Raw genomic sequence first — 26,542 nt, forward strand, 5'->3', positions numbered from 1 at the left:
AGCAGCAGGATATCAACATGCAGTGGAAGATCTGGAGTGCAGGTATTTTAACCGCCGGTCTCGCCTTTACCGGTGTGGCTGAGGCGCAGAACATTGGCAAGTCACTGCGCCCGGCCGTTCGTCCGGCCAGTGCAGAAGTGCCGGTTCTGAAAAACGCCGTCCCCCTTGTGGCGACTGCGGCCCGGCCCAAACTGCGCCCGGCGACGCGCGGCACAGCGCCCGCCCCGGCGGTTGTTCAGGTGGCATCACCCGCCGGGTTTGACCGCTGGGTGCAGAATTTTCAGCGACGTGCCCGTGCACAGGGGATCAGCGATGCCACCCTGCGGAGCGCGTTCCGGAACGTCCGCTATGATGCGGATGTCATCAAACGGGACCGCAACCAGTCGGAGTTCACCAAGACGATCTGGCAATATCTCGACAGTGCGGTTTCTGACAAACGCATCCGCAATGGTAAGGCTGCCCTGAAGAAACACCGGCGGACCCTCGAGGCGATTGAGCGGCGTTATGGTGTGGAAAAAGAAGTCGTCGTTGCTGTCTGGGGGCTGGAGAGTGGCTATGGCGTATTTCGCGGCAGTAATGATGTTATCGGATCGCTTGCGACCCTTGCCTTTGACGGACGGCGCGGTGCCTTTTTTGAGGAACAGCTGATCGCGGCCCTGAAAATCCTGCAGAACGGTGACACCAGCCCGCGCAATATGACCGGCAGCTGGGCCGGAGCGATGGGGCATACTCAGTTTATTCCGACTTCCTATCTTGCCTTTGCGGTCGATTTTGATGGTGACGGGCGCCGCGATATCTGGGCGGACGATCCGGTGGATGCCCTGGCGTCCACAGCGGCCTATCTGAACAAATCGGGCTGGACCAAAGGGCAGCCCTGGGGTGTCGAAGTAAAGGTGCCGCGCGGGTTCGACTATGCGCAGGCCAACCGGAAAATCACCAAAACGCCTGCGCAATGGGCCCGCCTTGGTGTTGTTGACACCAGAGGACGGCAGGTGCCGAACCACGGAAAGGCTTCGCTGCTGCTGCCCGCCGGTGCCGGTGGGGTCGCTTTTCTGATCTTTCGTAATTTCCGGGCGATTGAACGTTACAATGCTGCGGATGCCTATGTTATCGGTGTCGGCCACCTGAGTGACCGGATCAAAGGCGGGGGTGATTTCGTATCAGACTGGCCTGCAGATGGCCGCGCGCTGACCCGTGCAGAACGGCGCGAATTGCAGGAGCGTCTGACACGGGCCGGGTTCAACACACAGGGTGTGGATGGGCGCATCGGGCCGAACACCATTGCTGCGGTCCGCGCTTATCAGCGCGCGCGTGGTCTGACCCCGGATGGTTATGCCTCGCTGAGCTTGCTGGAAAAGCTGCGCTGAGGATTATCTGAACCGTTCCAGCAGGGCCTGGGTGCGCGCGCGCGTCAGGATGATCCGGCAGGAACGGATTTCGATGCCCGTGCCGGAGCCACCCCCAAAAAGCGATCCGGCGTAATCGCATTCTGCGTCGCGCCAGTCCTCCCATGCCTCCTGGGAGGCCAGCAGCGCGGGCACGGCAACTTCCCTGCCCACGACCTCGTCGAGTTCCTGTGCGGACTCTGTGGCGAAACCGACAATCAGTTCCAGCGCGCCGACTGCCGCCTTTTCAGCTGCGATCAGGCAGTCAGCCGTTTCAACCTGTGAACCGGATGACAGGCTGCATTCCAGCGTCGGGTCAGCATGGAGTGCTGCGGTGGTTGCACCGCAGATGGCCAGTGATGCCAGCAGAGTGCGGATCATCCCGGGCTCATTCCACGCAGGCGCTCGGACCGGCGTCTGAGCATTTCCACGACTGTCAGCAGTGCGATTGAGATGATCACGAGGATTGTAGCGACGGCCAGGATGGTCGGGCTGATCTGTTCGCGCAGACCGGTGAACATCTGCCAGGGCAGTGTTTTCTGACCGGCAGAGCCGACAAAGAGCACAACCACCACCTCGTCAAAGGAGGTGATAAAGGCAAAGAGCCCACCGGAAATCACACCGGGGAGAATGAGCGGCATCTGTACCCGGAAAAATGTGGTGACCGGATTAGCCCCCATGTTCGCCGCCGCGCGCGTCAGCGAATTGTCAAAACCCACCAGTGTCGCTGTGACGGTGATGATCACAAAAGGAATACCCAGGGCGGCATGTGCCAGAACAACGCCGACGTATGTGCCCTGCAGACCAATACGGCTGTAGAAAAAGTACATACCCGCCGCAGAGATGATCAGTGGCACGATCATCGGTGAAATCAGGATTGCCATGATCGCACGGCGGAATGGCACATGCGGCTGGCTGAGGCCGATGGCGGCCAGAGTGCCAAAGCTGACGGACAGCAGCGTCGCTGCGGGCGCGATTTTAACCGAGTTCGCCAGTGCACCCTGCCAGTCGGAGTTTGTAAAGAAATCCTCGTAATGCTTGAGCGAGTAACCCGCCGGGTCAAACCGCAGCATTTCCGGGGTAAAAGTGAAGAAGTCCTGTGCGTTGAACGACAGGGGCATCACCACAATGATCGGCGTGATCAGGAACACCAGGATAGCGCCGCAGATGACCCGAAAGGAGAAATGCCACAGTACCTGCCCCGGCGTCAGATAGGGTGCCAGATAGGCCCGGTACCGCCCCTCGTAGAGCCAGAAGCTGAACCAGCCGAAAAACCAGCCAAAGGCCGCGCCGATGATGCCCGCAGGCAGGCCGCCAACGGCAAACCCGGCAACAGCGCAAAGCACCAGAAGACCCCAGCGGCCGGGCTTTTCAGCCTTGATGACCTGCGTCAGCAGAAAGGCGGCAGTGGCCATGATCAGCGCGCCGCCGAGAATACCCAGCAGCGTGCTGCCCTGGGCGGTGCCCACGAACATGCCCGCGATAGCACCGCCAGCGGCGACCACCGGCACATAAAAAGAAACGGGTGTGCGGGAAATCGGTGTCAGAGCAGCCATTGTCTCAGCCTCCCAGCTTCACGTTATCGATGCCGACGATACGGTCATAGGCCCAGTAGAGGCCCAGCACCACGGCCAGCAGGATGGCCCCGAGTGCCGCAGCCAGACCCCAGTTGAGAGAACTGGAAATGTGATAGGCAATCCGGTTGGAGATGAATGTCCCCGTCGTGCCGCCGACCAGTTCCGGGGTGATGTAGTAGCCGATGGCCAGAATGAACACGAGGATCGAACCCGCGCCGATGCCCGGCACTGATTGCGGAAAATAGACCCGCCAGAAGGCCGTCCAGTTGGTTGCCCCCAGAGACTTTGCTGCGCGCAGGTAAGTCGGCGGAATTGTTTTCATCACGGAATAGAGCGGCAGGATCATGAAAGGCAGCAGGATGTGGGTCATCGCGATGATCGTACCCGTCTGGTTGTTGATCAGTGCCAGACGGCTGTCGTCGGCAACGACACCGAGCCACACAAGCGTGTCGTTGATCACGCCCTGTTGCTGCAGCATGACCTTCCAGGCGGATGTCCGCACCAGCAGCGACGTCCAGAATGGCAGCAGCACCAGGATCATCAGCAGATTGGCTGTGCGCGCCGGCAGGTTCGCAAGGATCCACGCGACCGGATAGCCCAGCAGGATACAGCTGCAGGTGATTGCCATGGACATGATGAACGTCCGGATGAACAGTTTGATATAGAGTTGTTCGTTCTCCGGACGCATCTCTGCGCCATCGAGGCCCTTTTTCATGTCCACGGCGTTCAGGAAGTAGCCGCTGGTGAATTCCGGGCTGTAGGTCTGTATGGTCTGCCAGACCTCTATATTGTGCCAGTCCTCGTCAATGTCCTCAAATGCGGCGGTGAAATCCACAACCTCAAAGTCTGCTGCAAGCGCCGCAGCCTCCTGCAATTCTGTGGCGCCGGGCCCTGAATAGCCGGACACGTCGGCACCTGCAGACAGGTCTTCGTAAAGCGCGGAATACACAATGGCCCAGGGGTCTTCGCTGAGCAGATTGTCTTCGTCTTCGTTCTGTACGAAATCGGCGAAAATAGCGTAAGTGGCAGCTGTTTCGGGCAGCAGTGCCGAAAGTTCCGCGCGTATCTCAAAGGCGGGCTGTGCGCTGCCACTGTCTTCGTTCCAGCTGGACTGGGCGGTCATCCAGCTGTCAGATCCCAGCAGGGCGTTCCAGTTTTCACCCTTTTTCCAGAAGCTGTTCAGGTCTTCGAACTGATCCTGATAAACTTCGCCCATGTCATCAACACGGCGTCCGGATTTACGGAAAAGCGAGGAAACGCCTGTCAGCTCATAGTTCAGACGGGAGCCCAGACGCGTATGCAGCTTGCGTTCCTGCGCGATGAATATGTCCTTGTAGAGCGATTCAAAAATTGCCGGACCGGGCAACTCGCCACTGTCCCCGTCCCAGTCAGCCAGTTCGGCAGTGGTGCGCGGAAGTGTGTCAGAGACGATCTGGTTTTCAATCGAGCGGAACAGCATATCCGCGATCGGCGCGATAAAGGTGACCAGAACAAAGATCAGCAGGGGCGCGATCAGCATCAGCGCGCGCAGCTTCTGGCGGCGCAGGGCACGGTTCAGACTGGTTTTCAGCGGCGTACCATCGGCAGCCATCATAGGGCCGCTGTGTTCAGCAGTGTCGGTCATTCAACACCCTCCACGACGATAATTGTACTGTCCGCATTCTGGCGCCGGATTTCGGCAACCTCCTGATACTCGGGGTCGTTATAGGCGGCGAGAGCTGCCTCATAAGACGGGAATTCCATAACGACATGCCGGTCATGGGCTGTGCCCTCCATGACCTGGGACTGTCCGCCGCGGATCACAAACACACCACCCAGATTTTTCAGGATCGGCGTGTCCCTGACAATGTACTCTTTGTACGCCTCGGGGTTTCTCACGGTGACATGGGCGATGATGTAGCCTTTGGGCATGGTCAGGTCCTTTTGCAGGGAAGAAGGGGCAGCGTGCCGCCCCTCCCGTATTTTCAGCTCAGCAGACTGCGCTTATTGCGCCAGCCATGCCTGGAACTTCGCGTCGATGTCGTCGCGATAGTCAGCCCAGAACTCGTAGTTGTAGAGGAACGTGTTCTTGGCGTTGTTCGGATCGGTTGGCATGTGAGGCGCCATATCGATGCCCAGCTCCGCGTGCTGTCCGACCAGCGGTGCAGAAGAAGCACGTGCCGGGCCGTAGCTGATGTATTTGGACTGGTCTGCCAGACGCTGTGTGTCTGTGGCAAAGTAGATGTAGTCCAGTGCACGGGCTTTGCGCTCATCGCTCAGACCGGCGGGAATGATCCAGCCGTCAAGGTCGAACACCTGCGCGTCCCAGAGCATGCCAACGGGCTGGTTCTGCTCTTCGATGACCGAGAAGAGACGACCGTTATATGTCGAACCCATGACGATCTCGCCGTCTGCCAGCAGCTGGGGCGTATCCGCACCGGCCGACCACCAGATCACGTCGTCTTTGATCGTTGCCAGTTTGTCGAGCGCCTGTTGCTGACCTTCGTCTGTTTCCAGAACGTCATAGACTTCTTCTTTGGCAACACCGTCACAGAGCAGCGCCCATTCCATGTTGTTGATCGGGCGCTTTTCCAGCGCGCGTTTGCCAGGGTAGGCGTCGGTGTCGAAGAGCGCGCAGATGGATGTCGGCGCAGTATCGCCAACCATATCTGTGCGGTAGCCGACTGTCGTGGAGTACACGATCTGCGGGATGAAGCAGTCAGAGACGATCAGGTCGCCAAAGTCATCCTCGGCGGATGTGCCGTCAGGTGCGGGTGCCAGGTGCTCATCAGGGTCGATTTCCATCGCCAGACCTTCGTCACACAGACGGATCGCATCGGCCGCAACAACGTCAACAACGTCCCAGGTGACGTTGCCCGCTTCGTTCATGGCGCGCAGTTTGGCTACGGCTTCAGCCGAGCTTTCGTCATTGATGATGTTGACGCCTGTCTTTTCCATATAGGGGTTGTGATAGGCTTGCTGCTGCGAATTGGAGTAGGCTCCGCCCCAGCTGACGATTGTCATTTCGCTGGCCATATGGCCGTCTGCGGACACCATGCCGGCTGCAACTGTCAGCGCGGTCGTGGCAAGCAGTGTCTTGGTGAGTTTCATTTGTAGTCTCCCAGTTTTTTATCCCGTCTGGTGTTTTGTCGGGCGGGGGCAACGGGTCTGACCTCCGCCTCTTTTCCATCGTGTCTGGTGAGACACGACATCTCATTGGCGCAGCGCTCAGGAGTCGAGCGCGCGGCAATCCTCTGGCAGCCAGCCGATTTCAATCTGCTGGCCGGGTTTCAGGCGTTCCACGTCAGGCGCGTTTCGTGTTTTGATCACAAACTCATCTGTGCCCGCCACGCGAAGGCGGGTACGGAAAATATCGCCCATGTAGATGAATTCCAGCACTTCGGCCTTGAGTGTATGCGCATCAGGGCTGAGACGATCTTTGTTGTATTCCACACGCTCAGGCCGGATTGAAACGCGCGTGCGGTCGCCGGCGGCTGTGACGTTTACGGGCTTGGCGTCGATCAGTTCACCGCCGTCCAGCTGAACAAGGCAGCTGTCGCCTTTGATCTCTTTAACAACGCCTTCCAGCGTGTTGTTCTCGCCGATGAACTGCGCAACAAAGCTGTTTTCCGGCTCTTCATAAAGCTTGTCCGGCGGTGCCAGCTGCTGGATGCGCCCATCGTCGAAAACCGCAACGCGGTCGGACATGGTCAGTGCCTCTGTCTGGTCGTGCGTCACATATACCACGGTAATGCCCAGATCATGCGCCAGATTGGTAATCTCGAACTGCAGGGTTTCGCGGAGTTGTTTGTCCAGGGCACCCAGTGGTTCATCCATCAGAACCAGCTCGGGTTCAAATACCAGGGCGCGCGCCAGGGCGACCCGCTGCTGCTGGCCGCCGGACATCTGCGCCGGTCGCCTGCCACCAAAGGCCCCCATCTGCACCATATCGAGCGCGCGTTTTACCTTTTCCTCGCGCTCGGATTTGCCCATTTTGCGAACTTCGAGCGGGAAGGACAGGTTTTCGGCAACGGTCATATGCGGGAACAGAGCATAGTTCTGAAACACCATGCCAATGCCGCGTTTGTGCGGAGGGATGTTGTTGATCGACTGCCCGTCGAGACGAATGTCGCCATGCGTTGCGGTCTCAAAGCCTGCGAGCATCATCAGGCAGGTTGTTTTTCCAGACCCTGATGGCCCGAGCATGGTCAGAAACTCGCCCTTTGGCATAAACAGGTTGAGATCTTTTACGACGAGGTTCTCACCGTCATAGCTTTTCTGAACCCGCTCGAATTCAACGAACGCGTCTGCATTGCTTGTGTCTGCCACTTGTGGCTCCCCGTGTTTTCCCTTGGCGGTTAACCGCACTCATTTGCGCGTTAGCTAACAACAGTGTGGCGTCCGAGCGCAAGCAATTAGCCATGTCAGAGGGTGCTGAAGTGCGAATTACGATGAAAGCACTGAATTTCAGCCATTTTCAGGCCATTCGATGCGCTCAGTTCGCCAAATCGGGAAAATCTCCTCCGAAGCCGCGCCTGCGCAAAACGGCGAATCCACGGGCCGGGAGCCCGTGGACAGATCAGAAGCCTTCTTCAGGAAGCTGCTTTCAGCAGGCCTTCTTTCCGGGCTGCGGCATATGTTTCGTCCAGCGCCGTGCGTGCACGCTGCATGAATGTCGCAATCTCTTCGGGCGTGATGACCAGTGGCGGAGAAATGATCATGCGGTCGCCAACGTGGCGCATGACAAGGTTGTTGGCAAAACAGCGTTCGCGGCACATGAAACCGATCGTGCCAGCATCGCCCGCAAACTTTGCGCGGCTTTCCTTGTGCGGGGTCAGCGGCAGCGATGCCATCATGCCCTGGATATTCAGGCCGCCGACCAGCGGATGATCCAGAAGACCCTCCAGGCCGGATTTCAGCGCGGGTGCTGCAACGTTTCTGACGTGATCCAGAATGTTTTCTTCCTGCAGAATACGCAGATTTTCCAGGGCAACCGCAGCGGCGACCGGATGGCCGGAATAGGTATAGCCGTGGTTGAACTCGGTTGCGCCGATCACCCGGGCCACCTCATCGCAGACGATGGATCCACCGATCGGCTGGTAGCCGGAACTCAGCCCCTTGGCGATTGTCATGATATGCGGGCGGATGTTCATCGTCTGGCTGCCAAACCAGTTGCCCGTGCGCCCAAAGCCGCAGATGACCTCATCCGCGATCAGCAGAATTTCGTATTTGTCGCAGATCCGCTGAATTTCCGGCCAGTACGTGTCCGGCGCCACCACAACACCGCCAGCGCCCTGCACCGGTTCGGCAATAAAGGCGGCAACATTCTCTTCACCCAGTTCGCCGATCTTTTGCTCAAGCTCGCGGGCGCGGGCCAGACCGAACTCTTCCGGCGTCATGTCACCACCCTCGGCCCACCAGTCCGGCTGGCCAATGTGATGAATGCCCGGGATCGGCATACCGCCCTGTTCGTGCATATAGGTCATGCCACCAAGACTGCCCGAGCCGACAGATGAGCCGTGATAGGCATTTTTGCGGCCGATGATATGGGATTTCGAGGGCTTGCCCTTTTCAGCCCAATAGGTGCGGACCATGCGGATATTCGTGTCATTCGCTTCTGACCCTGAGCCGGCAAAAAACACATGGTTCATGCCTTCGGGTGCGAGCTTTGTTATCTCCTGTGCGAGCGCAATGGCAGGCACATGTGTCGTCATAAAGAAGGTGTTGTAGTAGGGCAGTTCCTGCATCTGGCGCGCGGCCACATCGGCCATCTCGGACCGTCCGTAGCCGATGTTCACACACCAGAGCCCGGCCATGCCGTCGAGGATTTCATTGCCTTCGCTGTCCGTCAGCCAGACGCCTTTTGCGCGGGTGATGATCCGCGCACCCTTAGCCTCAAGTTCGTCGTTTGTCGTGAAGGGATGCATATGGTGGGCTGCATCCAGCGCTTGCAACTGGGCGGTGGGCAGATGGTTTGTAATCGCGGGCATGACATTTCCTGCAGTGTAGGGAAAAGGATGTTCTTTGTTACCCGCAGAATATGATCAAATTTTGCGGAGTCAATCGAATCACTGCGCCGGGGCGGTATCCGTCAGGGCGGCGCGGATCTGCAGCATTCCCTGTTCGACATCCTCTCCCAGTGCCCTCGACGCTGCTTCCGGATCGCCTTTCGCAAGGGCTTCCAGCAGTTCCACGTGTTTATCCGGCAGGTTTGCAGTGCCGAACCGTCCGCAGACCACACGCAGCGAGGGCCCGAACCGCAGCCACAGCCGGTCCGTCGTCGCCATCAGCACGGGCGCATCTGCTGCGGCATAGAGACAGGCGTGAAACCTGTAATTGTGGGTCAGGTACCCTTTGATATCACCCTGTGAGATCGCTGTATTGAGCGCATCATCACAGGATTTCAGGTCTTCAATACAAGCGGATGTCATGCGCTCAGCTGCACGCCGGGCCAGTTCCGGTTCCAGCATTTTCCGCATAAAATCAAGCTGTTCAATGCAATTTTCTGTCAGTTCAGGCACGATGACCCGCCGGTTTCCCTGCATGCTGAGAGCGCCATTTGATGTCATGCGCCGGATTGCCTCGCGCACGGGCGTCATGCCCGCTCCCAGCCTTTCCGCCAGACCCTGAATCGTAACGGCCTGGCCCGGCGCAAGCTCTCCAAACAGGATCAGATCCCGCAGCTGCTCATAGACAGACTGGTGTGCAGGTGGTTTTGCGGCCCCTGTTGTCTGGCTGCCTGCCTCGTTTTTACGCATCATCTGCATCGTTGTTTCACTCATTCCGGGCTCATCAGGCGGGCGCCTTGCACACCTCGCTCTCACATGAAAGCATAAAGTATCTTGCCCCATGAGGCAAAACTTGATCAAATTCGCTGGAACCGGGGCCAACCCGGTCCGCACAAACGGGAGTAATCTATGAAAAAGCTCATGATGAGCAGCGCTGTTCTGGCGCTTACAGCGACCGCATCCTTTGCCGATGAAGTCCGCGTATACAACTGGTCTGACTATATCGACGAAGCACTTCTGGAGAAGTTCGAGGCCGAAACCGGCATCAATCTGATCTACGACGTGTTCGACAGTAACGAAGTTCTGGAAACCAAAATGCTGGCCGGCGGGTCAGGCTATGATGTTGTGGTGCCCTCCGGCACCTTCCTGCAGCGTCAGATCACAGCGGGCGCGTTCCAGAAACTGGATCCATCCCAGCTGCCAAACCTTGAAAACATGTGGGACACGGTCGAGCAGCGGACAGCGCAGTATGACCCGGACAACGCCTATTCCATCAACTACATGTGGGGCACTACCGGCCTTGGCGTGAATGTCGGCAAGGTCACCGAACTGCTGGGCGAAGACGCGCCCCTGGGTTCGCTTGAACTGGTGTTCAACCCGGAAAACATGGAAAAACTCGCCGGGTGCGGCGTGCATCTTCTGGATGCGCCGTCTGAAATGATCCCGGCGGCACTCAAGTATATCGGAGAGGATCCTGACAGCCACGATCCCGATGTCATCGCAAAGGCGGAAGAAGTTCTGCTGGGCGTGCGCCCGTATATTCAGAAATTCCACAGCTCCGAGTATATCAACGCTCTGGCAAACGGGGACATCTGTGTGGCGTTCGGCTGGTCCGGTGATATCCTCCAGGCCCGTGACCGTGCAGCCGAGGCCGAAAACGGTGTCGAGATTGCATATAATGCGCCGTCCGAGGGTGCCCTGATGTGGTTTGACCAGATGGCCATTCCCGCAGATGCCCCAAATCCGGAAGCGGCGCACAAGTTCCTGAACTTTATCATGGATGCGCAGAACATGGCGGATGCGTCGAACTATGTGTACTACGCCAACGGCAACCTCGCGTCCCAGCCGCTGCTCGTTGAAGACGTGATCGGTGATCCGGCGATCTATCCGGATGCAGCAACACTGGAGAACCTGTACACGACGACGCCCTATCCTGCGAAGGTGCAGCGTGTCGTTACACGGCTCTGGACCAAAATTAAATCGGGCACCTGAGCCTGAGACAATCGGGGCGGCTCCCAGGCGGGCCGCCCTTTTTGCATCCGCCCCTGATCGGGGAAATACGAGGATAAACCGTGCCGGAATCCGTCTTTGCGCCCTGGAATGATGCCAGTCAGAAACCTCTTATCCGTTTCAGAAACGTCACCAAGTCGTTCGGTGATTTCACGGCAATTGATGATCTGACCCTCGATATCTACGAGCAGGAATTTTTTGCCCTGCTGGGGCCGTCCGGCTGTGGCAAAACCACGATGATGCGCATGCTTGCAGGGTTCGAGACACCAACCAGCGGGGTCATTGAACTGGCCGGCCAGGACATCGCGCCGGTGCCGCCGAACAAGCGTGCAGTGAACATGATGTTCCAGTCCTATGCACTGTTCCCGCATCTCAGCGTGTACGAAAACATCGCGTTTGGCCTGCGCCGTGGCAATATGCCAAAACAGGATATCGATGACCGCGTTAGTGAAATGCTCAAGCTCACCCGGCTCGAAAAATTCGCCCGCCGAAAACCGCACCAGATCTCTGGTGGACAGCGCCAGCGCGTGGCTCTGGCCCGTAGTCTCGCCAAAGCACCGAAGCTGCTCCTGCTGGACGAACCGCTGGGTGCGCTGGATGCCAAACTGCGTCAGGCAACCCAGTTCGAACTGATGGATATTCAGGAAAAGACCGGCACGACATTTGTGATCGTCACACATGACCAGGAAGAGGCCATGACAGTCGCGAGCCGCGTGGCGGTGATGGATGAAGGCCGCATCATGCAGGTCGCAACGCCGGAGCATATCTATGAAGTGCCCGAGAGCGTCTATGTCGCTGATTTCATTGGCGATGTGAACATTATCAAGGGAGCGGCCAGCCCTGTGGGTGAGCAGACCTACCAGATAAAATGGTCCAAGACAGCCGCACCTCTCAACGCGGTTTCGGATCGCCCGTTTTCAGAAGGGCAGTCCTGTCATCTGGCTATCAGACCGGAAAAGGTCGGCATCCACGCTGATCGGCCGGCAGATGCAGACAATGCAGTCCAGGGCACGATCCTCGATATTGCCTATCTGGGAAATATCTCGACCTACCACGTTGAATTGCCGGGCGGCCAGATTGTCAAAGCGCAGACCGCGAACACGCGGCGCGTCTCGCGACGCAGTTTTACCTGGGAAGACACCGTCTGGCTGAGCTGGACGGCCACCGCCGGCGTGTTGCTCGCACAATGACGGGGCAGGCTGGCATCATCAGAAAGGTACGGCCATGCAGCGCCTGATTCTGATCGCGGTCCCCTACACCTGGCTGCTCGCGCTGTTTCTTGTCCCGTTTCTGATCGTATTCAAGATCTCTTTGTCGGACGTGGAGCTGGCCATTCCGCCCTATACGCCGACGCTGTCCGACGGGATTGTGCCGTTTTTCAAGGCACTCGACTTTGAGAATTTCGCCTTTCTCGCCTCTGATGATCTCTACTGGAAGGCTTATCTCAGCTCGCTCCGGATCGCCCTGATTTCCACCTTTCTGACGCTGCTTGTCGGATACCCGATGGCCTATGCGATGGCGCGTGCGCCGGAGGAGTGGCGTCCGACGCTGATGATGCTGGTCATTCTGCCTTTCTGGACGTCATTTCTGATCCGCGTTTACGCCTGGATGGGCATTCTCAGCCAGGAGGGCTTTCTCAATCAGTTCCTGTTGTGGACCGGGCTCATCAGCGAACCGCTGACAATCCTGAACACAACAACGGCGGTCTATATCGGGATCGTTTATACCTATCTGCCCTTCATGATCCTTCCGATCTTTGCGGCTCTCGATAGGCTGGATGGCTCGCTGATCGAAGCAGCGGAGGATCTGGGCTGTTCGCGGTTCCAGGCGTTCTGGCTGGTCACCATTCCGCTTTCCAAAAATGGCATTGTCGCGGGTAGTTTTCTGGTTTTCATTCCCGCGCTGGGAGAGTTTGTGATCCCTTCCCTTCTGGGCGGATCCGGCACGCTGATGATCGGCAAGGTTCTCTGGGAAGAGTTCTTTAACAACCGCGACTGGCCTGTTGCCAGTGCCGTTGCTGTCATCCTGCTGCTAATACTCATCATTCCGATTGTGCTTTTCCAGCGGAACCAGCAGCGCCAGGCGGAGGCAGAGCAATGAAGAGGCTCAGCTGGTTCAACACCACGTCCCTGACCCTGGGCTTTGCGTTTCTCTATCTGCCGATGATCATTCTGGTCATCTATTCGTTCAACGAAAGCAAACTGGTCACGGTCTGGGCGGGTTTCTCGACAAAGTGGTATGGTGAGCTTCTGCAGAACGAGGCTTTCCTCGATGCTGCCTGGGTAACGCTGAAGGTGGCAGTTCTGTCATCTACCCTGGCCACCGTTCTGGGGACGATGGCCGCATATGTGCTGGTCCGTGGCGGGCGTTTCATGGGCCGCACGGTCTTTTCCGGGATGATTTACGCCCCGCTTGTGATGCCCGAAGTCATTACAGGTCTGTCTCTGTTGTTGCTGTTCATTGGCATCGGGCTGGACCGCGGCGTGCTGACGATCGTTCTGGCTCACACCACTTTTGCCATGTGTTACGTGTCGGTGGTCGTCTCTTCACGTCTGCTGACGTTTGATCGCTCGCTTGAGGAAGCGGCACTTGATCTGGGCTGCACCGGGTTTGAGGCCTTTCGTCTGGTCACACTGCCGATCATTGCCCCGGCTGTTATTTCGGGCTGGCTGCTTGCTTTCACGCTCAGCCTTGATGATCTCGTGATCGCCTCGTTCACAGCCGGTCCATCCGCAACGACCCTGCCGATCAAGATTTTTTCGGCTGTCCGTCTCGGCGTCTCTCCTGAAATCAACGCCCTGTCCACGCTCATGATTGCTATTGTCACCTTTGGTGTGATCAGCGCGTCATTGGTGTCCAAAAGGAACAGTTTGCGCCAGCAACGCGATGAACAGGCAGCGGCCCGCGCTGAATGAAGCGGATATTTCCAGCTTTCACCTATGGGGAAGGCCCGCGTCAGGGGTGCTGGTGGGATGAAACCTGCGCAATCCCGGCCCGCCCGACAATCAGCGAACCTGCGAGTGCAGATGTTGTGGTCATTGGTGGCGGTTTTACCGGGCTTTCAGCCGCCCTCCACCTGGCCCGTAAAGGTGCGCGTGTTCATGTGTTCGAGGCAAAGCGTATCGGCTGGGGTGCCTCTGGCCGGAACGGGGGGTTTTGTTGTCTCGGTGGCGCCAAAGCCGACGACAGATTTCTGGACCGAAAGTTTGGCAAAAGCGGCAGGCTGGAATGGCGCGCAGCGGAGAAAGCGGCGGTGGACCTGGTAGGCAGTATACTCACGGCCGAAAAAATCTCCGCTGATCGCCATTCAAGGGGGGAAACAGCGCTAGCGCACAGGCCCAGGGACATGAAGTCTCTTGAAGCAGGTGCTGCAAGTGTACGGGAAAACTACGGCGTCGAGCCGGCGCTGTTCTTCAGGGCAGATCTTGCGGATCAGGGTATGTCGGGTCCTTTCCACGGTGCGATGACCATTCCAATCGGGTTCGGACTGAACCCGGCAAAGTACCTTGCAGGTCTGGCCGCAGCGGCAGAACGTGCCGGCGCACTTATTTTTGACAGCAGCCCGGTACGTTCGATTGAAAAGGCTGCCGGTGGTTACAGACTTTGCGTCGGTGACGTTCGGGTCACGGCAAACCAGGTTGTTGTCGCCACAAATGGCTATTCGTCCGAGGATATTCCCGGCTGGCTCACTGCGCGTTTTTTACCTACCCAGTCAAATGTCCTCGTGACCCGGCCCCTGACCGACAAGGAATTATCCGATCAGGGCTGGACCAGCGATCAGATGAGCTATGACACCCGAAACCTGTTACACTATTTTCGCCTGATGCCGGATCAGCGGTTTCTTTTTGGCATGCGCGGTGGCGTATTTTCCGGGCCGGGGGCTGAGCAGAAAGCACGGCGCGCGGTGCGACGCGATTTCGAGCAGATGTTTCCGGCATGGGCGCACGCAGAGAGCCAGAACAGCTGGTCCGGGCTGGTCAGCCTTGCGCGTTCGCGTATGCCATTCGCGGGCGCGGTGCCAGGGTCGCCGGGCATGTGGGCCGGCCTGTGTTATCACGGAAACGGCGTCGCCATGGGCACACTTACCGGCAGTATCCTCGCCTCGCTGGTGTCTGGCGAGCAACCGGCCTGCTATCCAAAGGCTATGCGCACACCACCTGGAAAATTTCCACTTGGTGCGGCGCGCCGTTTACTTGTCTTGCCGCTCTACGCAGGTCTCAGGCTGAAAGATCTGTGATCAAACCGGCTCTTCCAGCGGCATTGGCGCCGCATCGCGAAGCGCATCCACATCCGACGTCCGGACGGCAGCGCCACCGCTCAGGATCAGCATGGTCTCACCACCCTGCTGGCGCGCTTCAGTAATCCGGCCATAGCTGCTGGCCGTTGTCGTGCCGATCACTTCACCGAGTGCGCGGCTTTCGACAGCAAAACTATAGACACCGGGCGGCAGTTCTGAACCGTCAGGCGCTGTACCCGTCCATTCAATCGGGTCGGTTCCGGTGGCAATCTGCTGGCGCTGAACTTCACTGCCCTCCTGATTGTATACGACCAGGACAGCTTCATCGGCACCAGGATCAGGAGTGGGGACAACAGTAATTGGTCCGCCATCAAACTGAACTGGTGCGGTTGTCCTGGCTTCCATGCCAATCCAGCCGGCCATTTCGGCGATGTTTCCAGCGCCCAACCGGTTACTGAGTTCCGTCAGCAGATCGTTCGAAAGAACCTGTTGCTCGACCATGGAGAACTGCGCGAGTTGTGCCGCGTATTCGGACGAGTCAATCGGTTCCAGCGGATCCTGATACCGGGCCTGCGCCGTCAGCATCTGCAAAAAAGTTTCGAAATCGGATGAAATAACAGCAGACGCCTGAGAATTTGTTGCTGCAGTTGTGCTCTGGCTCTGTGCTGTTGTGACCGGACTGATATCCATTTTGTATCCTCAAAGTCTGATGTCTACGCCGGTCTGCTCAGCCAACCGGGCCGGAATCGGTCCGTTAACTTCTGGCAGTGCTTGTTCGGCAGCGTCATGGTTTACATAAATCTGGCTGTCAGACTGATCTGAAGCAGTCTCCCCTTCACCAGACTGCTGCTGGCCTTCTGAAAAAGAGAAATTGATTGTGTCATATCCAATGCTTTCGAACTCCCGGGCCAGCTGATCAATGTTTCGCTTCATCAGATCAAGTGTTTCAGGCCGTTCTGCTACCACGTTGACGGTTATTGTCCCCTCGCCGGCAGAGATGCTCATGCGTACCCGCCCGAGTTCTCTTGGACTGAGCAATAACTCAACCGGTTTATCCGGCATTTTCTGAAGGATTTCTGCCATCTGACGCGCGACCATCGCCGGTGTTTCTGCCCGCGCGAGTATCTGGTTCAGGTTTGCCGGACCGTTGCTGCGCGGGTCCCACTGGGCAGTTTCCGAACTTCCGGTAACGACCGGCTGCAGGTCAAAAACTTCACCCTTGGCCGCGGCATTGACAGACAGAGCGTTTTCCGCAGGTGTCGGAACAGGTTTGATCACGATATTCGGGGATGTTTTGGTTGCAATGTTGTCTGCCTTGCGGACTGTTTCGCTGGCCGCGCGAAGTTCAGAATCACTCAGGTCAGTACGACGCGGGCCTTCTGACTTTGCCTCCCGGTCTGGCGCCCTTGGATCCCTCAACTGTTGAATGTTTAAAGCTGCTGCTTTCTGAGCTGTTTCAGGCAGTTCCGCTCCTGCCGTCATCCGGTTTACGGGCACATTTTCCCGGCTGTTTACATCAGGGCCCATGCTTTTCTGGCTGGCCTGATCCATTCCAGCGACCACTGGGGGTTCAGCTTTTTTGCCAATCACCTGAGCGGCGCTGGCAACGCCAAGTGTGTCCTGCCTGGGTTGCTTATTCAATTCTGACGCAAGAGCGCCTGACTTTACCGTTTGAGAAGCGGAGCGGCCGTCTTCCTGCCGGACGGCGTCCGATACGGTAGCGCGTTGAAGGAAGGCAAGCTCTGAGATGGCCTGCCCATTTCCCGGCGCCTTTTCGCTGATTTGTTCTTCAGAACCGGAACTGTCTTCAGCCTCAGCCTCCAGAATGTCGATGTCTTCCGCAAACGTCGCTTCAGGCTGGTCGACGGAGTCGGCCGGATCGTCATTTTCTGATCCGTTTCTGGCTTCTGGATCACTTTCACCTTCGTTTTTTTCAGAAGGTGCGTTCGGAGCCTCCGCCACGTCCTCAGGCTTTCCATTTTCGGCGCCCGCCGTCTCGGCTTCTTCAGCCATGACAGCTTCAAATTCATCAGACCCCTTGCCGGGGCGATTTGGATCTGAACGTTCGGTTTTCACAGAATCTGTGCGCGCCGGGCCAGGCGACGACTTTAGAAAGGGAATATCCAACATTGCTTTCTCCCGGAGTTCTTCCGTTGATTTCCCCCCTTATGACGCCCGTTGGTTACTGCATCTTTACCGGTTACAGGGATGATCCCGGAAAATAGATGCAATTGGAGATACCTGAGATGACATTTATTCCACCCGTTGGCCCACAGGTCGCGGCTGTCTCTTCGCAGGATCGCGCTCTGCGTGCTGCCGCGGAAAAGCTGGAGGCGGGATTTCTGGCAGAAATGCTTAAATCTGCGGGACTTGGCCAGACAAGCTCGCAGTTTGGCGGGGGCACCGGAGAAGACCAGTTTTCGTCTTTTCTGATTGAAGAACAGGCCATGCAGATGGTGCGGGCCGGGGGCATTGGCCTCAGCGAATCGATATTTCAGTCTCTGAAGGAGAAACAGAATGACGGATAACAGTTTTTCGACCGTGATCGGCGAACTTGATGATCTGCTTGAGGCAGAAAAGAAGGCACTGCTTGCCGGCGAGCTTGAACAGGTCGGACGTCTTCTTGAACGAAAGGAAGCTCTGATTGACCAGCTCTCCGTTCTTGAAGCCGGCGAGATTGATCAGCTTGAACTCCTGAATGTGAAAGTAAAACGCAACCAGGTGCTTCTTGATCAGGCTCTGCAGGGTATACGCTCTGTCGCACAAAGACTGGCCGAACTGCGCCGCGTTCGCAATTCGCTGGATACCTACGATGAAAGCGGAAAGCGGCAAACAATTGATATGAATGCAGAATCCAAGGTGGAGAAGCGCGCCTGAAGCTGCATTTGTTTAAAAGTCGCGTTATTGAGCAAAGGGGATTTAGGACTTCATTAGCCTTTGAGAGTGCAGTTTGACCGAGCATCCGACAACGGGTGGCGCAGCTCCGAAGCACGGCGGTTGCACTGGTCAGAACGACAGTTTCGCACCGGTCAGGTCTCCTGCCCGGCCACAAACCACGCAAAAGCGTGAATGATCAAAGGAACGTAATAAATGTCCAGTATTCTTACAAACAACAGCGCAATGGTCGCGCTGCAGACGCTGAAGTCCATCAACATGAACCTCGGCAAAGTGCAGAGCGAAATCTCGACTGGTAAAACGATCGAGAGCGCCAAAGACAACGCCGCGACATGGGCCATCTCCAAAGTGATGTCCTCTGACGTCTCCGGCTTTGAGGCAATCTCCGACTCGCTGGCGCTGGGTCAGTCCACAGTTGGTGTTGCGTTGAATGCGGCCGAAAGCATCACCGATCTGCTGACGGAAATCAAAGGCAAGGTTGTAAACGCACAGGAAGACAACGTTGACCGTGCCAAGATTCAGACTGACATCGAAGCACTGACCAATCAGATCTCGTCCATCGCTGGTGCGGCGCAGTTCAACGGTCTGAACCTTCTGTCGAATGCTGGTTATGATGCAGACAGTGGTACTTCCAGCGTTTTGTCGTCGCTTGACCGTTCAGCCACCGGCGTCGCATCCTCTAACATCGACGTGGTGAAGCAGGATCTTTCGACAACTGCCGGTGTGTTCAGTGCAACTGGTACCGGTACTGCTGCTAACGCAATGACAGCGAACACAGTTGCCGTTGGTGCAGCACCAGCCGCCGCCTACACAGTTGTGGCTGCTGATGCGACAGCGGGTGTGATGTTCTCGATCGACTCGCTCGAAGGAACAGCACTGGCCGATTCCATTGTTGTCAGTGTCAACGACGGCGACACGGTCACAGATATTCAGAATCGTCTCATCACGGCTTTGAACTTTGCGGCTGATAGCCTGGGCAAAGAGATCACCTTCTCTGCCGATGACACAACTGCGGGTCAGATCAACGCGTCGAATGACAAAGCAGCAGGTGGTGCTGCAAATGCGATCGTAGCAGCTGACATGCAGAAGCTCACGGGCGCTACAGACGACGGCGCCACATCCATTGGTGGTAAACTGTCTCTGCTGAACAGCTTTGACGTAACCACTGAAGACGGTGCAGCCGCTGCTCTGGGTGCTATCGAAGGTCTGATCCAGACATCCATCGACTCTGCTGCTTCTCTTGGTTCCAGCGGTAAGCAAATCGAGACTCAAAACGAGTTTGTCGGTAAGCTGATCGATGGTCTGACCTCCGGTATCGGCGCGCTGGTTGATGCTGACATGGAAGCTGCTTCTGCCCGCCTTCAGGCACTGCAGACACAGCAGCAGCTTGGTGTTCAGGCTCTGTCCATTGCCAACCAGGCACCGCAGACAATCCTGTCGCTCTTCCGGTAAGCAAAACAACTCAATGGGAGCGCGAAATTTCGCGCTCCCAACCTTTTCCTGAAGACTGATTAAAGGGTTTCAAAGTGAACGCCTTCGCCCAAGCTCAAAGTGCTTACGCTCCGGCATCCTCTCCCACTCGAACAGCGCGAAGCGCCGAGTACGAGGTTATTGCGCGGATTTCCTACAGGATAAAAAAAGCAATTAAAACTGATGACTTCAAGTCATTGGCTGAAGCGCTCTACGAGAACAATAAGCTTTGGACCGCCCTTGCTGTTGATTGTGCAGATGACAGAAACACGCTTCCAGATGATCTGCGGGCAAGCATAATTTCTCTTTCCATCTTTGTTCAGAAACACATGCACAAAGTGCTGATGAAGGAAGAAAGCGCGGTTCCGTTGCTCGAAATTAATGCCATGATATTGCGTGGCCTGAAACAAGAAGGATCCGCGCAATGAGTGGTCTGGTTTTGAAGCTGAGCCCAAAAGAACGTGTCCTTATCAACGGGGTGGTTATTGAGAATGGCGAAAGACGCAGTCGGCTGTCCATCATGACGCCAAATGCGAACATCCTTCGTCTTCGCGATGCAATTCACCCTGAAGACGCAAAGACACCTGTAAAGCGCGCCTGTTTTGCAATGCAATTGGTATTGTCGGGCGATAAAAGTCCGGAAGACGCGCATTTGCCTTTGCTGCGTCAGATCGAGGAGTTGAGCCAGGTTTTTACCGACGCAGACAGTCGGAATGTATTGGCAGAGGCCACGCGTGGTTTAGTTGAGGGTGAACACTATCGCGCACTCAAAGCGCTGCGTGCACTGTTGCCACGTGAAGATCGCCTTCTCGCAGCCAGGCCACACTGATGTTTTCTCCAATCATTCCGACGTCCGGTCTCAGCGGGTGGTCATACCTTCAGAGAACATACGATACTCAGATCAAGACCTTTTCTGAGAATGCAGAGCAGTCACGAGCTATTACTTACTTCGCAGAGAACATCTCCGAAGTGCGTACAGCGAAGGATCTCGTCTCTGACCGCCGCCTTCTGGAAGTCGCGTTGGGTGCGTTTGGATTGCAGGACGACATTGACAATCGCTTCTTCATTCAAAAAATGCTCGAAGAGGGCTCAACTAATGACGACGCATTTGCAAACAGATTTTCTGATCGCCGGTACCTGGAGTTTGTGGAGGCCTTTGGCCTCGGTCCTGGGGAAAGAAGTGATATCGGAACTACAGAATTAACTGAGCGTATAACATCACTGTACACGTCAAACAGCTTTGAAGTCGCTGCCGGACAGCAAGATGATACCATGCGTGTTGCATTGTATGCGCAGAGAAAACTCGCGGAACTTGCAGGGCCACCAGTTAAACCGCCAGAAAGAATTGCTGCTGAAGCTGTATCCGAGGCCGTTTCCGAATTCGCCGGTTCTGTCAGTGATGATACTGAATACTTTGAACGCAACATTGGCCAGATCCAAACTGTCGACGATCTCCTTGGAGATACGAGATTGCTGAAAATTGCCCTCGGTGCATTTGGACTTGACGAGGACTATCAGGCAATCGTGTCATTCGAGGCGACAACAGAAGTACCTGTAAGTCCGGAACTAGAGAAAATCCGGCAGGTCCTGGTCGAAGGAAGTATTTCCGATATCGCGTTAGGAAGTACTCTGGAAGATCCTGGCTATAGAAACCTCTCACGCGCATTTGGATTCGGCTTTGCCGAGGATCTTAAATCAAATGACTTCGGATTCGGTCTCATCATCAACGACCTGTACATTGAACAACAGTTCGAGATACCAGAAGGCGTTGAATTTGAGGGCACTCTGACAATAACAAACGGCCAGTATGTACTGGACGATTTCGACACACGTGAAATGTCAAATGACGCCAAGTGGTTCACGATTATGGGTGAGCCACCTTTGCGCGCTCTTTTTGAAAAAGCACTGAACCTTCCTTCCGAGTTCGGACAGGTTGACGTAGATCAGCAACTCTTAGTGTTCAAAGAACGCTCCAGACAGGTTTTTGGCAGCGATGAACTCAGTATATTCACTGATCCTGAAATGACTGAGGACCTGATACAAAAATATATTGTAAGGTCCCAGTTGGATGCCTTCTCTTCGAACACTTCCTCCGCTTCGATCGCGCTTGCACTGCTGCAGTCGTAGGATCTGGCTCAGGCCGCAGAGTTCGGACGCCCCGCCCGCGTAGTTGGAACAGCCGACAATTGGTTTCGGTTGCGGCGAAGGACAAGTTCAAGCTGGGTAAAGCTGTGCTCGATGGACTTCTTTTCGGTCTTCGAAAGAAAGATGTCCAGTTCGGACCAGATCTGTATCGCCGCATCGACCTCCGGATCACTGCCGGCAGAATAAAGACCAGCACGTATCATCATGGCGTTTTCATCGTACACTGAAAGCAGGCGGCGTGTTTTGCTGAGCAGCTCGTTTTCTGGTTCACTCGCGGCTGCGGGCAGGCTGCGAGACACGGATCGAAGCACGTCGATCGCAGGGTAACGGCCTCGTTCTGCTATGCTTCTGTCGAGAACGACATGCCCATCCAGAACACCTCTCAGAATATCTGCTACAGGTTCATCCATATCAGAACCGGCAACAAGTACACTGAAGACACCGGTTATGTCGCCCTGCATCCGCGCGCCAGGACCTGCGCGCTCGCACAGCGACATGATCAGGTGAGCGGTTGAGGGTGGAAACCCGCGCAGGACGGGGGCCTCACCGGCGGCAACTGCGACTTCTCTGTGTGCTTCGGCGAAGCGTGTGATTGAATCGGCAAGCAGCAGAACAGAAGATCCGCGATCCCGAAAATGCTCGGCAACAGACATGGCAGCCCAGGCGCAACGGCGTCTGATCAGCGGTGACTGGTCGGAGGTCGCACAAACGACAACGGCCCTGCGCAGTCCTTCTTCCCCCAGTACATCTTCGATGAAATGCCGCAGTTCCCGCCCGCGTTCGCCGATCAGTGCGATAACGACAATGTCCGCAGACATATTCTGTGCGAGGTGCCCGAGTAAGCTCGACTTCCCTACGCCCGACCCGGAAAACAGACCGATTCGTTGGCCCTTCACGACAGGCAAAAGTGTGTTCAGAACAGTAAGCCCCGTGTTTATCCTGTCACCCATCGCACGCCTTTGTGCCGGGTCAGGGGGGGCATTTCTGAGACTGCGGGACAGAGATCCGCGCAATAGCGGTTTGCCGTCCAAAGGATTTCCGAACGGGTCGATAATGCGTCCCATCCACGAATCAGACGGCGCAATACCACGGGCTTGCAGCAGCGCTGCGCGATCATTCAGGGCAACGCCGTCAGGTGCCTGGTCCGGCAAAAGCACCAGTTCATCCCCTTCCAGCTGCAGAATTTCGCCGGAAAGCGGTTCGCCCAAACGATAAACCATCGCAAGATCGCCAATTCGCGCTTTGCCCGCGAGACCGGAAATATGAATCAGGCCGGCTTCTACCCGTGTGACCCGCCCAATGGCGCGCACCGGATTCAATTCTGTGATCTGAGCGGTGAGATCTTCGAAGGGAATATGCTGTGACATGATGATCCTTTTGTGTCCGCAAACCCTTTCTAAAGGAATCACAGTTAAGCCTTGATGAAACCGCACGAGGGAGAAACCCCGATGTTTGAAAAACTTGATGTCTTCAGGATGTCACATGCAATGGCCGTTCACGCGGGCCAGAAACAGGCTGTATCGGCGCAGAATGTCGCCAATGCAGATACGCCTGATTACAAGGCGCGTACGGTCCTGCCGTTTTCCGAAACTTTCAGCCGCGATGACAGTGTTGTTGGTGGCCTTTCGCAACGCGCGACCCGCGGTCTGCACATGCATGGGGCCTCCGCCGGCGAAATGCCTGACCCGGTTTTGGACCGGACTGCACCAGAAGCTCCGAATGGAAATACCGTTTCGCTCGAGGGCGAAATGCTGAAATCGCTGGATGCCAAGCGGCAGCACGACCGTGCGCTGGCAATCTACAAGTCTTCCATGACAATCCTGCGCGCAACCCTCAGCCGCGCCTGACCCTGGAGAAGATAATGAGTGAATTCGCAAAAGCACTGACTGTCACTACAAGCGGGCTCAAAGCCCAGGCAACCCGGCTGCGTCATCTTGCCGAGAATATTTCCAATGCCGATACCCCCGGGTACCGCCGGAAACTGGTGTCGTTTGAAACAGCCTTTAACGCCGGAAGCAATGTTTCTGAGGTTGAAACAAGCCGCGTCCGTCTCGATCGGACAAGCTTGGAACGTGTCTTTGACCCATCGCATCCGATGGCAGATGGAGATGGCTACTTTGACGGATCGAATGTTGATCTTCTGATTGAACTCGGCGACGCGCGTGAAGCGCAGCGCAGCTATGAGGCCAATCTGAAAGTATTTGAACAGACACGGAAAATGTCGAGCAGTCTTATGGAGCTGCTCAGAAAGTAACGAGTTAACCGGCGCGGTGAAACCGCGTGCGTAAAAGGAGATCCAGAATGGATATGAAAGCAGTATCAGCAATTCAGAAGTTTACGGACTCACGTGCTTCTTCCGCTATTCAGAGCTATGTTCAGGCCAGGCCAGCGACAGAGCCCAAGCCTGAAGAAGCTGGGATGGCAGAGACAGCTGGCAAGATCGTTGTGGACTTTGCCGAAACCCTCGCACAGAGCGAAGAAATTGCCAAAGCCTCGATGGTAGGCGACGCTGATCCGCATGCACTTGTGCAGGCACTTGCGCAGACGGAACTTGCTGTGGAAGCAGCGGTCACCGTGCGCAACAAGGTCGTCGAAGCATACCAGGAAATTCTGAGGATGCCGGTCTGATATGGCCGATGAGCTCATCTTTTTTGACACGTTGCGTCATGGCCTTTGGGTCGCGGTCATCATTTCGATTCCGATCCTGACGGCGGCACTGATTACGGGTGTGTCCATTGGCCTGGTACAGGCGCTGACATCCATTCAGGAAATGACGCTGACGTTCGTTCCGAAACTGGCGGCCATCGTGCTCGTCTTCTGGTTGTCGATGGGCTTCATGACGCAAACACTCGTCGCGTTTTTCAAAGACATGATCATCCCGCTGATCGTCGGAGGCTGAGTATGGAAAACACTGGTTATACAACTCTTACAAGACAGTCCGGTCTGATGCGTGAAATGCGGATCGTGGCCAACAATATCGCCAACGCCGCAACATCAGGATATCGCCAGGAGGGGATGGTCTTCTCTGAATACGTTCAGTCCATTGATGGCGCCAGCAGCCTGTCGATGGGTCAGGGTAATTCCCGGCACACATCTCTGGAACAGGGCACTCTGACGCAAACCGGCGGAACATTTGATTTTGCAATCGAAGGCGACGGCTTTTTCCTCATTGCAACACCGTCCGGAGAGCGGCTGACACGAGCCGGTGCATTTTCGCCCAACGCCGCTGGTGATCTGGTTACCGCAGACGGATATCAGGTGCTGGATCCGGGTGGAGCGCCGGTCTTTGTGCCCGCAGGTGTAGGCGACATCGCTGTAGCCGCTGACGGTACGATATCGGCCGAAGGTAATCCTATCGGGCAGATTGGCGTTGTCCGCCCGCTTGAGCCGCAGCAGATGGTGCGCGAAGACGGTGTCATGTTTCGTGCGGACGCAGGTTATGAACCTGCCGAAGGGTCTAATGTGCTGCAGAGATTTGTTGAAAGCTCAAACGTCGATTCAATCCTGCAGATCACCAGAATGATTGAGGTTCAGCGGGCCTATGAGCTCGGGGCAAGTTTCCTCGAGGCAGAAGATGAGCGAATTCGTCAGGCGCTGAAAGCGCTGTCACAGTAAACAGTCGAAGGAGTAAACCATGCGTGCACTGAAAATTGCAGCCACCGGGATGAGCGCTCAGCAAATGCGTGTCGAGACCATCTCAAACAACCTCTCAAACATGAGCACCACAGGCTACAATGCGCGTCGCGCGGAATTTGCGGACCTGCATTACCAGCAGATGATGAGACCAGGAACAATCAATGCCACTGATGGTACCGTTCTGCCGACGGGAGTTCAGCTGGGTCTCGGTGTGCGCCCCGCGGCGGTGTCGGTTCAGCTCCAGCAGGGGTCTCTCAGTGCAACGGGCGGTGATCTGGATATTGCGATCGAGGGGTCGGGCTATCTTGAGGTCGTGCTGCCATCGGGGCTGACTGCATATACACGCGATGGTGGTTTGAAACGTACCGGCGAAGGCCTGATCGTGAATTCTGACGGGTTCGCCGTGCAGCCGGAAATCGTTATTCCCGACGACGCGCGCAGCATCTCTATCAATGCCTCTGGCGAGGTGTTTGCCTATTTCGCAGACAATCCCGATGCCCAGCTTCTTGGTCAGTTCAATCTGACTGGTTTTACAAATGCCAAGGGTCTTGAGGCGCTGGGAGGCAATTTGTTTGCCGAGACTGAAGCATCCGGCCCTCCGCTGGTTTCGACGCCGGGAGAAGACGGGCTCGGTACTGTTCGGCAGGGTTTTCTTGAAGACAGTTCCGTTGATGCTGTCCGGGAAATCACGGAGCTGATCGAGGCGCAGCGTGGCTATGAGATGAACGCCAAAGTCATTTCAGCAGCCGACCAGATGATGGGCGCGACCACGCAGATCCGATGATCAGCAGGTTTTTAACATCAGTACTATGCCTGTTTCCAGGTCTGGTTTTCGCGGATGCAGTTGTTGCCACGCGTACAGTCAAGGCGACAGCGATCATCACAGAACTGGATGTTAAGGTAATTTCTGGCGAGATTCCGGGCTCTTTTGATGCGATCCACAACGTTATCGGTCAGGAAGCGCGCACGACGCTTTATGCGGGCCGACCAGTTCGGTTCGATGATGTTGGTCCGCCGGCAATCGTCGCGCGAAACCAGATCGTCCCACTGAGATTTGAAGCATCCGGCCTCGTTATCGCGACAGAAGGAAGGTCTCTGGAGCGCGGTGCGGCAGGGGACAGGGTCAGGATTATGAACCTTGCCTCGCGAAAGACACTCTTTGGACAGGTGCAGCCCGATGGCTCTGTTCTGGTCAGGTAA

Annotated in this window: 30 protein-coding genes; 19 read left to right on the plus strand and 11 right to left on the minus strand. The window is 56.3% G+C overall.

Annotated features, from left to right (window positions below; translation table 11 throughout):
• Nucleotides 1-17: 17 nt before the first annotated feature.
• Nucleotides 18-1,367, plus strand: a complete 1,350-nt coding sequence (locus tag Q1A34_RS08980; protein ID WP_300033188.1) for a lytic murein transglycosylase — start codon at nt 18-20, stop codon at nt 1,365-1,367.
• 3 nt (nt 1,368-1,370) lie between these two features.
• Here the strand turns inward: Q1A34_RS08980 and Q1A34_RS08985 are convergent, their stop codons facing one another.
• From Q1A34_RS08985 to Q1A34_RS09020, 8 genes are all read right to left on the minus strand, one after another.
• Nucleotides 1,371-1,766 carry a lysozyme inhibitor LprI family protein gene (locus Q1A34_RS08985; protein WP_300033189.1) on the minus strand — a complete coding sequence of 132 codons (396 nt, stop codon included), beginning with the start codon at nt 1,764-1,766 and terminating at the stop codon, nt 1,371-1,373.
• Nucleotides 1,763-2,941 carry an ABC transporter permease gene (locus Q1A34_RS08990; RefSeq protein ID WP_300033190.1) on the minus strand — a complete coding sequence of 393 codons (1,179 nt, stop codon included), beginning with the start codon at nt 2,939-2,941 and terminating at the stop codon, nt 1,763-1,765. Before Q1A34_RS08990 ends, Q1A34_RS08985 begins: the two co-directional genes overlap by 4 nt.
• Before the next feature lie 4 nt (nt 2,942-2,945).
• Nucleotides 2,946-4,586, minus strand: a complete 1,641-nt coding sequence (locus Q1A34_RS08995; protein WP_300033192.1) for an ABC transporter permease — start codon at nt 4,584-4,586, stop codon at nt 2,946-2,948.
• The gene (locus Q1A34_RS09000; RefSeq protein WP_300033193.1) at nt 4,583-4,873 is read right to left on the minus strand and encodes a DUF1330 domain-containing protein; all 291 of its coding nucleotides are present in this window, start codon (nt 4,871-4,873) and stop codon (nt 4,583-4,585) included. The genes Q1A34_RS08995 and Q1A34_RS09000 overlap by 4 nt, the downstream gene beginning before the upstream one ends.
• A 72-nt stretch (nt 4,874-4,945) precedes the next feature.
• A complete protein-coding gene (locus Q1A34_RS09005; RefSeq protein ID WP_300033194.1) occupies nt 4,946-6,052 on the minus strand; it encodes an extracellular solute-binding protein in 1,107 nt (368 codons plus the stop codon).
• Between the two features lie 117 nt (nt 6,053-6,169).
• Complete coding sequence (locus Q1A34_RS09010; RefSeq protein WP_300033196.1) at nt 6,170-7,270, minus strand: ABC transporter ATP-binding protein; 1,101 nt, start codon at nt 7,268-7,270, stop codon at nt 6,170-6,172.
• A 263-nt stretch (nt 7,271-7,533) separates the two neighbouring features.
• Entirely contained in the window at nt 7,534-8,931 is a 1,398-nt protein-coding gene (locus tag Q1A34_RS09015) for an aspartate aminotransferase family protein (protein ID WP_300033197.1), read from the minus strand.
• 78 nt (nt 8,932-9,009) lie between these two features.
• Nucleotides 9,010-9,699 (minus strand): GntR family transcriptional regulator, encoded by a 690-nt coding sequence (locus Q1A34_RS09020; protein WP_300034099.1) that lies wholly within the window; start codon nt 9,697-9,699, stop codon nt 9,010-9,012.
• Between the two features lie 159 nt (nt 9,700-9,858).
• On the opposite strand from Q1A34_RS09020, the gene Q1A34_RS09025 reads away from it, so the two are divergent.
• From Q1A34_RS09025 to Q1A34_RS09045, 5 genes are all read left to right on the plus strand, one after another.
• The gene (locus Q1A34_RS09025) at nt 9,859-10,941 is read left to right on the plus strand and encodes a polyamine ABC transporter substrate-binding protein (RefSeq protein ID WP_300033199.1); all 1,083 of its coding nucleotides are present in this window, start codon (nt 9,859-9,861) and stop codon (nt 10,939-10,941) included.
• Nucleotides 10,942-11,021: 80 nt separating this feature from the next.
• The gene (locus Q1A34_RS09030; protein ID WP_300033201.1) at nt 11,022-12,149 is read left to right on the plus strand and encodes an ABC transporter ATP-binding protein; all 1,128 of its coding nucleotides are present in this window, start codon (nt 11,022-11,024) and stop codon (nt 12,147-12,149) included.
• A 34-nt stretch (nt 12,150-12,183) separates the two neighbouring features.
• On the plus strand, nt 12,184-13,059 hold the full coding sequence (locus Q1A34_RS09035) for an ABC transporter permease subunit (RefSeq protein ID WP_300033203.1): 876 nt from the start codon (nt 12,184-12,186) through the stop codon (nt 13,057-13,059).
• Entirely contained in the window at nt 13,056-13,874 is an 819-nt protein-coding gene (locus Q1A34_RS09040; RefSeq protein ID WP_300033205.1) for an ABC transporter permease, read from the plus strand. Before Q1A34_RS09035 ends, Q1A34_RS09040 begins: the two co-directional genes overlap by 4 nt.
• The gene (locus tag Q1A34_RS09045; RefSeq protein ID WP_300033207.1) at nt 13,871-15,196 is read left to right on the plus strand and encodes an FAD-binding oxidoreductase; all 1,326 of its coding nucleotides are present in this window, start codon (nt 13,871-13,873) and stop codon (nt 15,194-15,196) included. Before Q1A34_RS09040 ends, Q1A34_RS09045 begins: the two co-directional genes overlap by 4 nt.
• Here Q1A34_RS09045 and Q1A34_RS09050 read toward each other — a convergent pair whose 3' ends face one another.
• Both Q1A34_RS09050 and Q1A34_RS09055 read right to left on the minus strand, forming a co-directional pair.
• A complete protein-coding gene (locus Q1A34_RS09050) occupies nt 15,197-15,886 on the minus strand; it encodes a flagellar hook capping FlgD N-terminal domain-containing protein (RefSeq protein ID WP_300033208.1) in 690 nt (229 codons plus the stop codon).
• Nucleotides 15,887-15,895: 9 nt separating this feature from the next.
• Nucleotides 15,896-17,326: a flagellar hook-length control protein FliK gene (locus Q1A34_RS09055; protein ID WP_300033210.1), complete on the minus strand. Its 1,431-nt coding sequence runs from the start codon at nt 17,324-17,326 to the stop codon at nt 15,896-15,898.
• A 116-nt stretch (nt 17,327-17,442) separates the two neighbouring features.
• On the opposite strand from Q1A34_RS09055, the gene Q1A34_RS09060 reads away from it, so the two are divergent.
• From Q1A34_RS09060 to Q1A34_RS09085, 6 genes are all read left to right on the plus strand, one after another.
• Nucleotides 17,443-17,724 (plus strand): rod-binding protein, encoded by a 282-nt coding sequence (locus Q1A34_RS09060; protein WP_300033212.1) that lies wholly within the window; start codon nt 17,443-17,445, stop codon nt 17,722-17,724.
• Nucleotides 17,714-18,073 carry a flagellar biosynthesis protein FlgN gene (locus Q1A34_RS09065; RefSeq protein ID WP_300033213.1) on the plus strand — a complete coding sequence of 120 codons (360 nt, stop codon included), beginning with the start codon at nt 17,714-17,716 and terminating at the stop codon, nt 18,071-18,073. The genes Q1A34_RS09060 and Q1A34_RS09065 overlap by 11 nt, the downstream gene beginning before the upstream one ends.
• A gap of 213 nt (nt 18,074-18,286) precedes the next feature.
• On the plus strand, nt 18,287-19,543 hold the full coding sequence (locus Q1A34_RS09070; RefSeq protein ID WP_300033215.1) for a flagellin: 1,257 nt from the start codon (nt 18,287-18,289) through the stop codon (nt 19,541-19,543).
• 74 nt (nt 19,544-19,617) lie between these two features.
• Nucleotides 19,618-19,989: a flagellar biosynthesis regulator FlaF gene (gene flaF / locus Q1A34_RS09075; protein ID WP_300033216.1), complete on the plus strand. Its 372-nt coding sequence runs from the start codon at nt 19,618-19,620 to the stop codon at nt 19,987-19,989.
• Nucleotides 19,986-20,390 carry a flagellar biosynthesis repressor FlbT gene (gene flbT, locus Q1A34_RS09080; protein WP_300033218.1) on the plus strand — a complete coding sequence of 135 codons (405 nt, stop codon included), beginning with the start codon at nt 19,986-19,988 and terminating at the stop codon, nt 20,388-20,390. The genes flaF and flbT overlap by 4 nt, the downstream gene beginning before the upstream one ends.
• The gene (locus Q1A34_RS09085) at nt 20,390-21,688 is read left to right on the plus strand and encodes a DUF1217 domain-containing protein (protein ID WP_300033220.1); all 1,299 of its coding nucleotides are present in this window, start codon (nt 20,390-20,392) and stop codon (nt 21,686-21,688) included. Before flbT ends, Q1A34_RS09085 begins: the two co-directional genes overlap by 1 nt.
• An 8-nt stretch (nt 21,689-21,696) precedes the next feature.
• On the opposite strand, the gene Q1A34_RS09090 is transcribed toward Q1A34_RS09085, so the two are convergent.
• Nucleotides 21,697-23,073, minus strand: a complete 1,377-nt coding sequence (locus Q1A34_RS09090) for a FliI/YscN family ATPase (protein WP_300033221.1) — start codon at nt 23,071-23,073, stop codon at nt 21,697-21,699.
• A gap of 81 nt (nt 23,074-23,154) precedes the next feature.
• Between Q1A34_RS09090 and Q1A34_RS09095 the strand changes: the two genes are divergently transcribed.
• Genes Q1A34_RS09095 through flgA form a run of 7 tightly spaced genes read left to right on the plus strand, consistent with a single transcriptional unit; the run spans nt 23,155 to nt 26,542 of the window.
• Complete coding sequence (locus Q1A34_RS09095; protein ID WP_300033223.1) at nt 23,155-23,553, plus strand: FlgB family protein; 399 nt, start codon at nt 23,155-23,157, stop codon at nt 23,551-23,553.
• Between the two features lie 14 nt (nt 23,554-23,567).
• On the plus strand, nt 23,568-23,960 hold the full coding sequence (gene flgC, locus Q1A34_RS09100; RefSeq protein WP_300033225.1) for a flagellar basal body rod protein FlgC: 393 nt from the start codon (nt 23,568-23,570) through the stop codon (nt 23,958-23,960).
• Between the two features lie 47 nt (nt 23,961-24,007).
• Nucleotides 24,008-24,334: a flagellar hook-basal body complex protein FliE gene (gene fliE / locus Q1A34_RS09105; RefSeq protein WP_300033227.1), complete on the plus strand. Its 327-nt coding sequence runs from the start codon at nt 24,008-24,010 to the stop codon at nt 24,332-24,334.
• 1 nt (nt 24,335) lies between these two features.
• Complete coding sequence (locus tag Q1A34_RS09110) at nt 24,336-24,605, plus strand: flagellar biosynthetic protein FliQ (protein ID WP_300033229.1); 270 nt, start codon at nt 24,336-24,338, stop codon at nt 24,603-24,605.
• A gap of 2 nt (nt 24,606-24,607) precedes the next feature.
• Entirely contained in the window at nt 24,608-25,321 is a 714-nt protein-coding gene (locus Q1A34_RS09115) for a flagellar hook-basal body complex protein (RefSeq protein ID WP_300033230.1), read from the plus strand.
• A 19-nt stretch (nt 25,322-25,340) separates the two neighbouring features.
• Complete coding sequence (gene flgG, locus Q1A34_RS09120) at nt 25,341-26,126, plus strand: flagellar basal-body rod protein FlgG (protein WP_300033231.1); 786 nt, start codon at nt 25,341-25,343, stop codon at nt 26,124-26,126.
• Nucleotides 26,123-26,542, plus strand: coding sequence for a flagellar basal body P-ring formation chaperone FlgA (flgA, locus tag Q1A34_RS09125; protein ID WP_300033233.1), 420 nt, complete (start codon nt 26,123-26,125; stop codon nt 26,540-26,542). The genes flgG and flgA overlap by 4 nt, the downstream gene beginning before the upstream one ends.

The organism is uncultured Roseobacter sp., assembly GCF_947491795.1.
Classification (GTDB): Bacteria; Pseudomonadota; Alphaproteobacteria; order Rhodobacterales; family Rhodobacteraceae; genus Roseobacter.

Coding starts and splice junctions, on each gene's coding strand:
- Q1A34_RS08980 (WP_300033188.1), top strand. CDS start 18: ATGCAGTGGAAGATCTGGAGTGCAGGTATTTTAACCGCCGGTCTCGCC.
- Q1A34_RS08985 (WP_300033189.1), bottom strand. CDS start 1,766: ATGATCCGCACTCTGCTGGCATCACTGGCCATCTGCGGTGCAACCACC.
- Q1A34_RS08990 (WP_300033190.1), bottom strand. CDS start 2,941: ATGGCTGCTCTGACACCGATTTCCCGCACACCCGTTTCTTTTTATGTG.
- Q1A34_RS08995 (WP_300033192.1), bottom strand. CDS start 4,586: ATGACCGACACTGCTGAACACAGCGGCCCTATGATGGCTGCCGATGGT.
- Q1A34_RS09000 (WP_300033193.1), bottom strand. CDS start 4,873: ATGCCCAAAGGCTACATCATCGCCCATGTCACCGTGAGAAACCCCGAG.
- Q1A34_RS09005 (WP_300033194.1), bottom strand. CDS start 6,052: ATGAAACTCACCAAGACACTGCTTGCCACGACCGCGCTGACAGTTGCA.
- Q1A34_RS09015 (WP_300033197.1), bottom strand. CDS start 8,931: ATGCCCGCGATTACAAACCATCTGCCCACCGCCCAGTTGCAAGCGCTG.
- Q1A34_RS09020 (WP_300034099.1), bottom strand. CDS start 9,699: ATGCGTAAAAACGAGGCAGGCAGCCAGACAACAGGGGCCGCAAAACCA.
- Q1A34_RS09025 (WP_300033199.1), top strand. CDS start 9,859: ATGAAAAAGCTCATGATGAGCAGCGCTGTTCTGGCGCTTACAGCGACC.
- Q1A34_RS09035 (WP_300033203.1), top strand. CDS start 12,184: ATGCAGCGCCTGATTCTGATCGCGGTCCCCTACACCTGGCTGCTCGCG.
- Q1A34_RS09040 (WP_300033205.1), top strand. CDS start 13,056: ATGAAGAGGCTCAGCTGGTTCAACACCACGTCCCTGACCCTGGGCTTT.
- Q1A34_RS09045 (WP_300033207.1), top strand. CDS start 13,871: ATGAAGCGGATATTTCCAGCTTTCACCTATGGGGAAGGCCCGCGTCAG.
- Q1A34_RS09050 (WP_300033208.1), bottom strand. CDS start 15,886: ATGGATATCAGTCCGGTCACAACAGCACAGAGCCAGAGCACAACTGCA.
- Q1A34_RS09055 (WP_300033210.1), bottom strand. CDS start 17,326: ATGTTGGATATTCCCTTTCTAAAGTCGTCGCCTGGCCCGGCGCGCACA.
- Q1A34_RS09060 (WP_300033212.1), top strand. CDS start 17,443: ATGACATTTATTCCACCCGTTGGCCCACAGGTCGCGGCTGTCTCTTCG.
- Q1A34_RS09065 (WP_300033213.1), top strand. CDS start 17,714: ATGACGGATAACAGTTTTTCGACCGTGATCGGCGAACTTGATGATCTG.
- Q1A34_RS09070 (WP_300033215.1), top strand. CDS start 18,287: ATGTCCAGTATTCTTACAAACAACAGCGCAATGGTCGCGCTGCAGACG.
- flbT (WP_300033218.1), top strand. CDS start 19,986: ATGAGTGGTCTGGTTTTGAAGCTGAGCCCAAAAGAACGTGTCCTTATC.
- Q1A34_RS09085 (WP_300033220.1), top strand. CDS start 20,390: ATGTTTTCTCCAATCATTCCGACGTCCGGTCTCAGCGGGTGGTCATAC.
- Q1A34_RS09090 (WP_300033221.1), bottom strand. CDS start 23,073: ATGTCACAGCATATTCCCTTCGAAGATCTCACCGCTCAGATCACAGAA.
- Q1A34_RS09095 (WP_300033223.1), top strand. CDS start 23,155: ATGTTTGAAAAACTTGATGTCTTCAGGATGTCACATGCAATGGCCGTT.
- flgC (WP_300033225.1), top strand. CDS start 23,568: ATGAGTGAATTCGCAAAAGCACTGACTGTCACTACAAGCGGGCTCAAA.
- fliE (WP_300033227.1), top strand. CDS start 24,008: ATGGATATGAAAGCAGTATCAGCAATTCAGAAGTTTACGGACTCACGT.
- Q1A34_RS09110 (WP_300033229.1), top strand. CDS start 24,336: ATGGCCGATGAGCTCATCTTTTTTGACACGTTGCGTCATGGCCTTTGG.
- Q1A34_RS09115 (WP_300033230.1), top strand. CDS start 24,608: ATGGAAAACACTGGTTATACAACTCTTACAAGACAGTCCGGTCTGATG.
- flgG (WP_300033231.1), top strand. CDS start 25,341: ATGCGTGCACTGAAAATTGCAGCCACCGGGATGAGCGCTCAGCAAATG.
- flgA (WP_300033233.1), top strand. CDS start 26,123: ATGATCAGCAGGTTTTTAACATCAGTACTATGCCTGTTTCCAGGTCTG.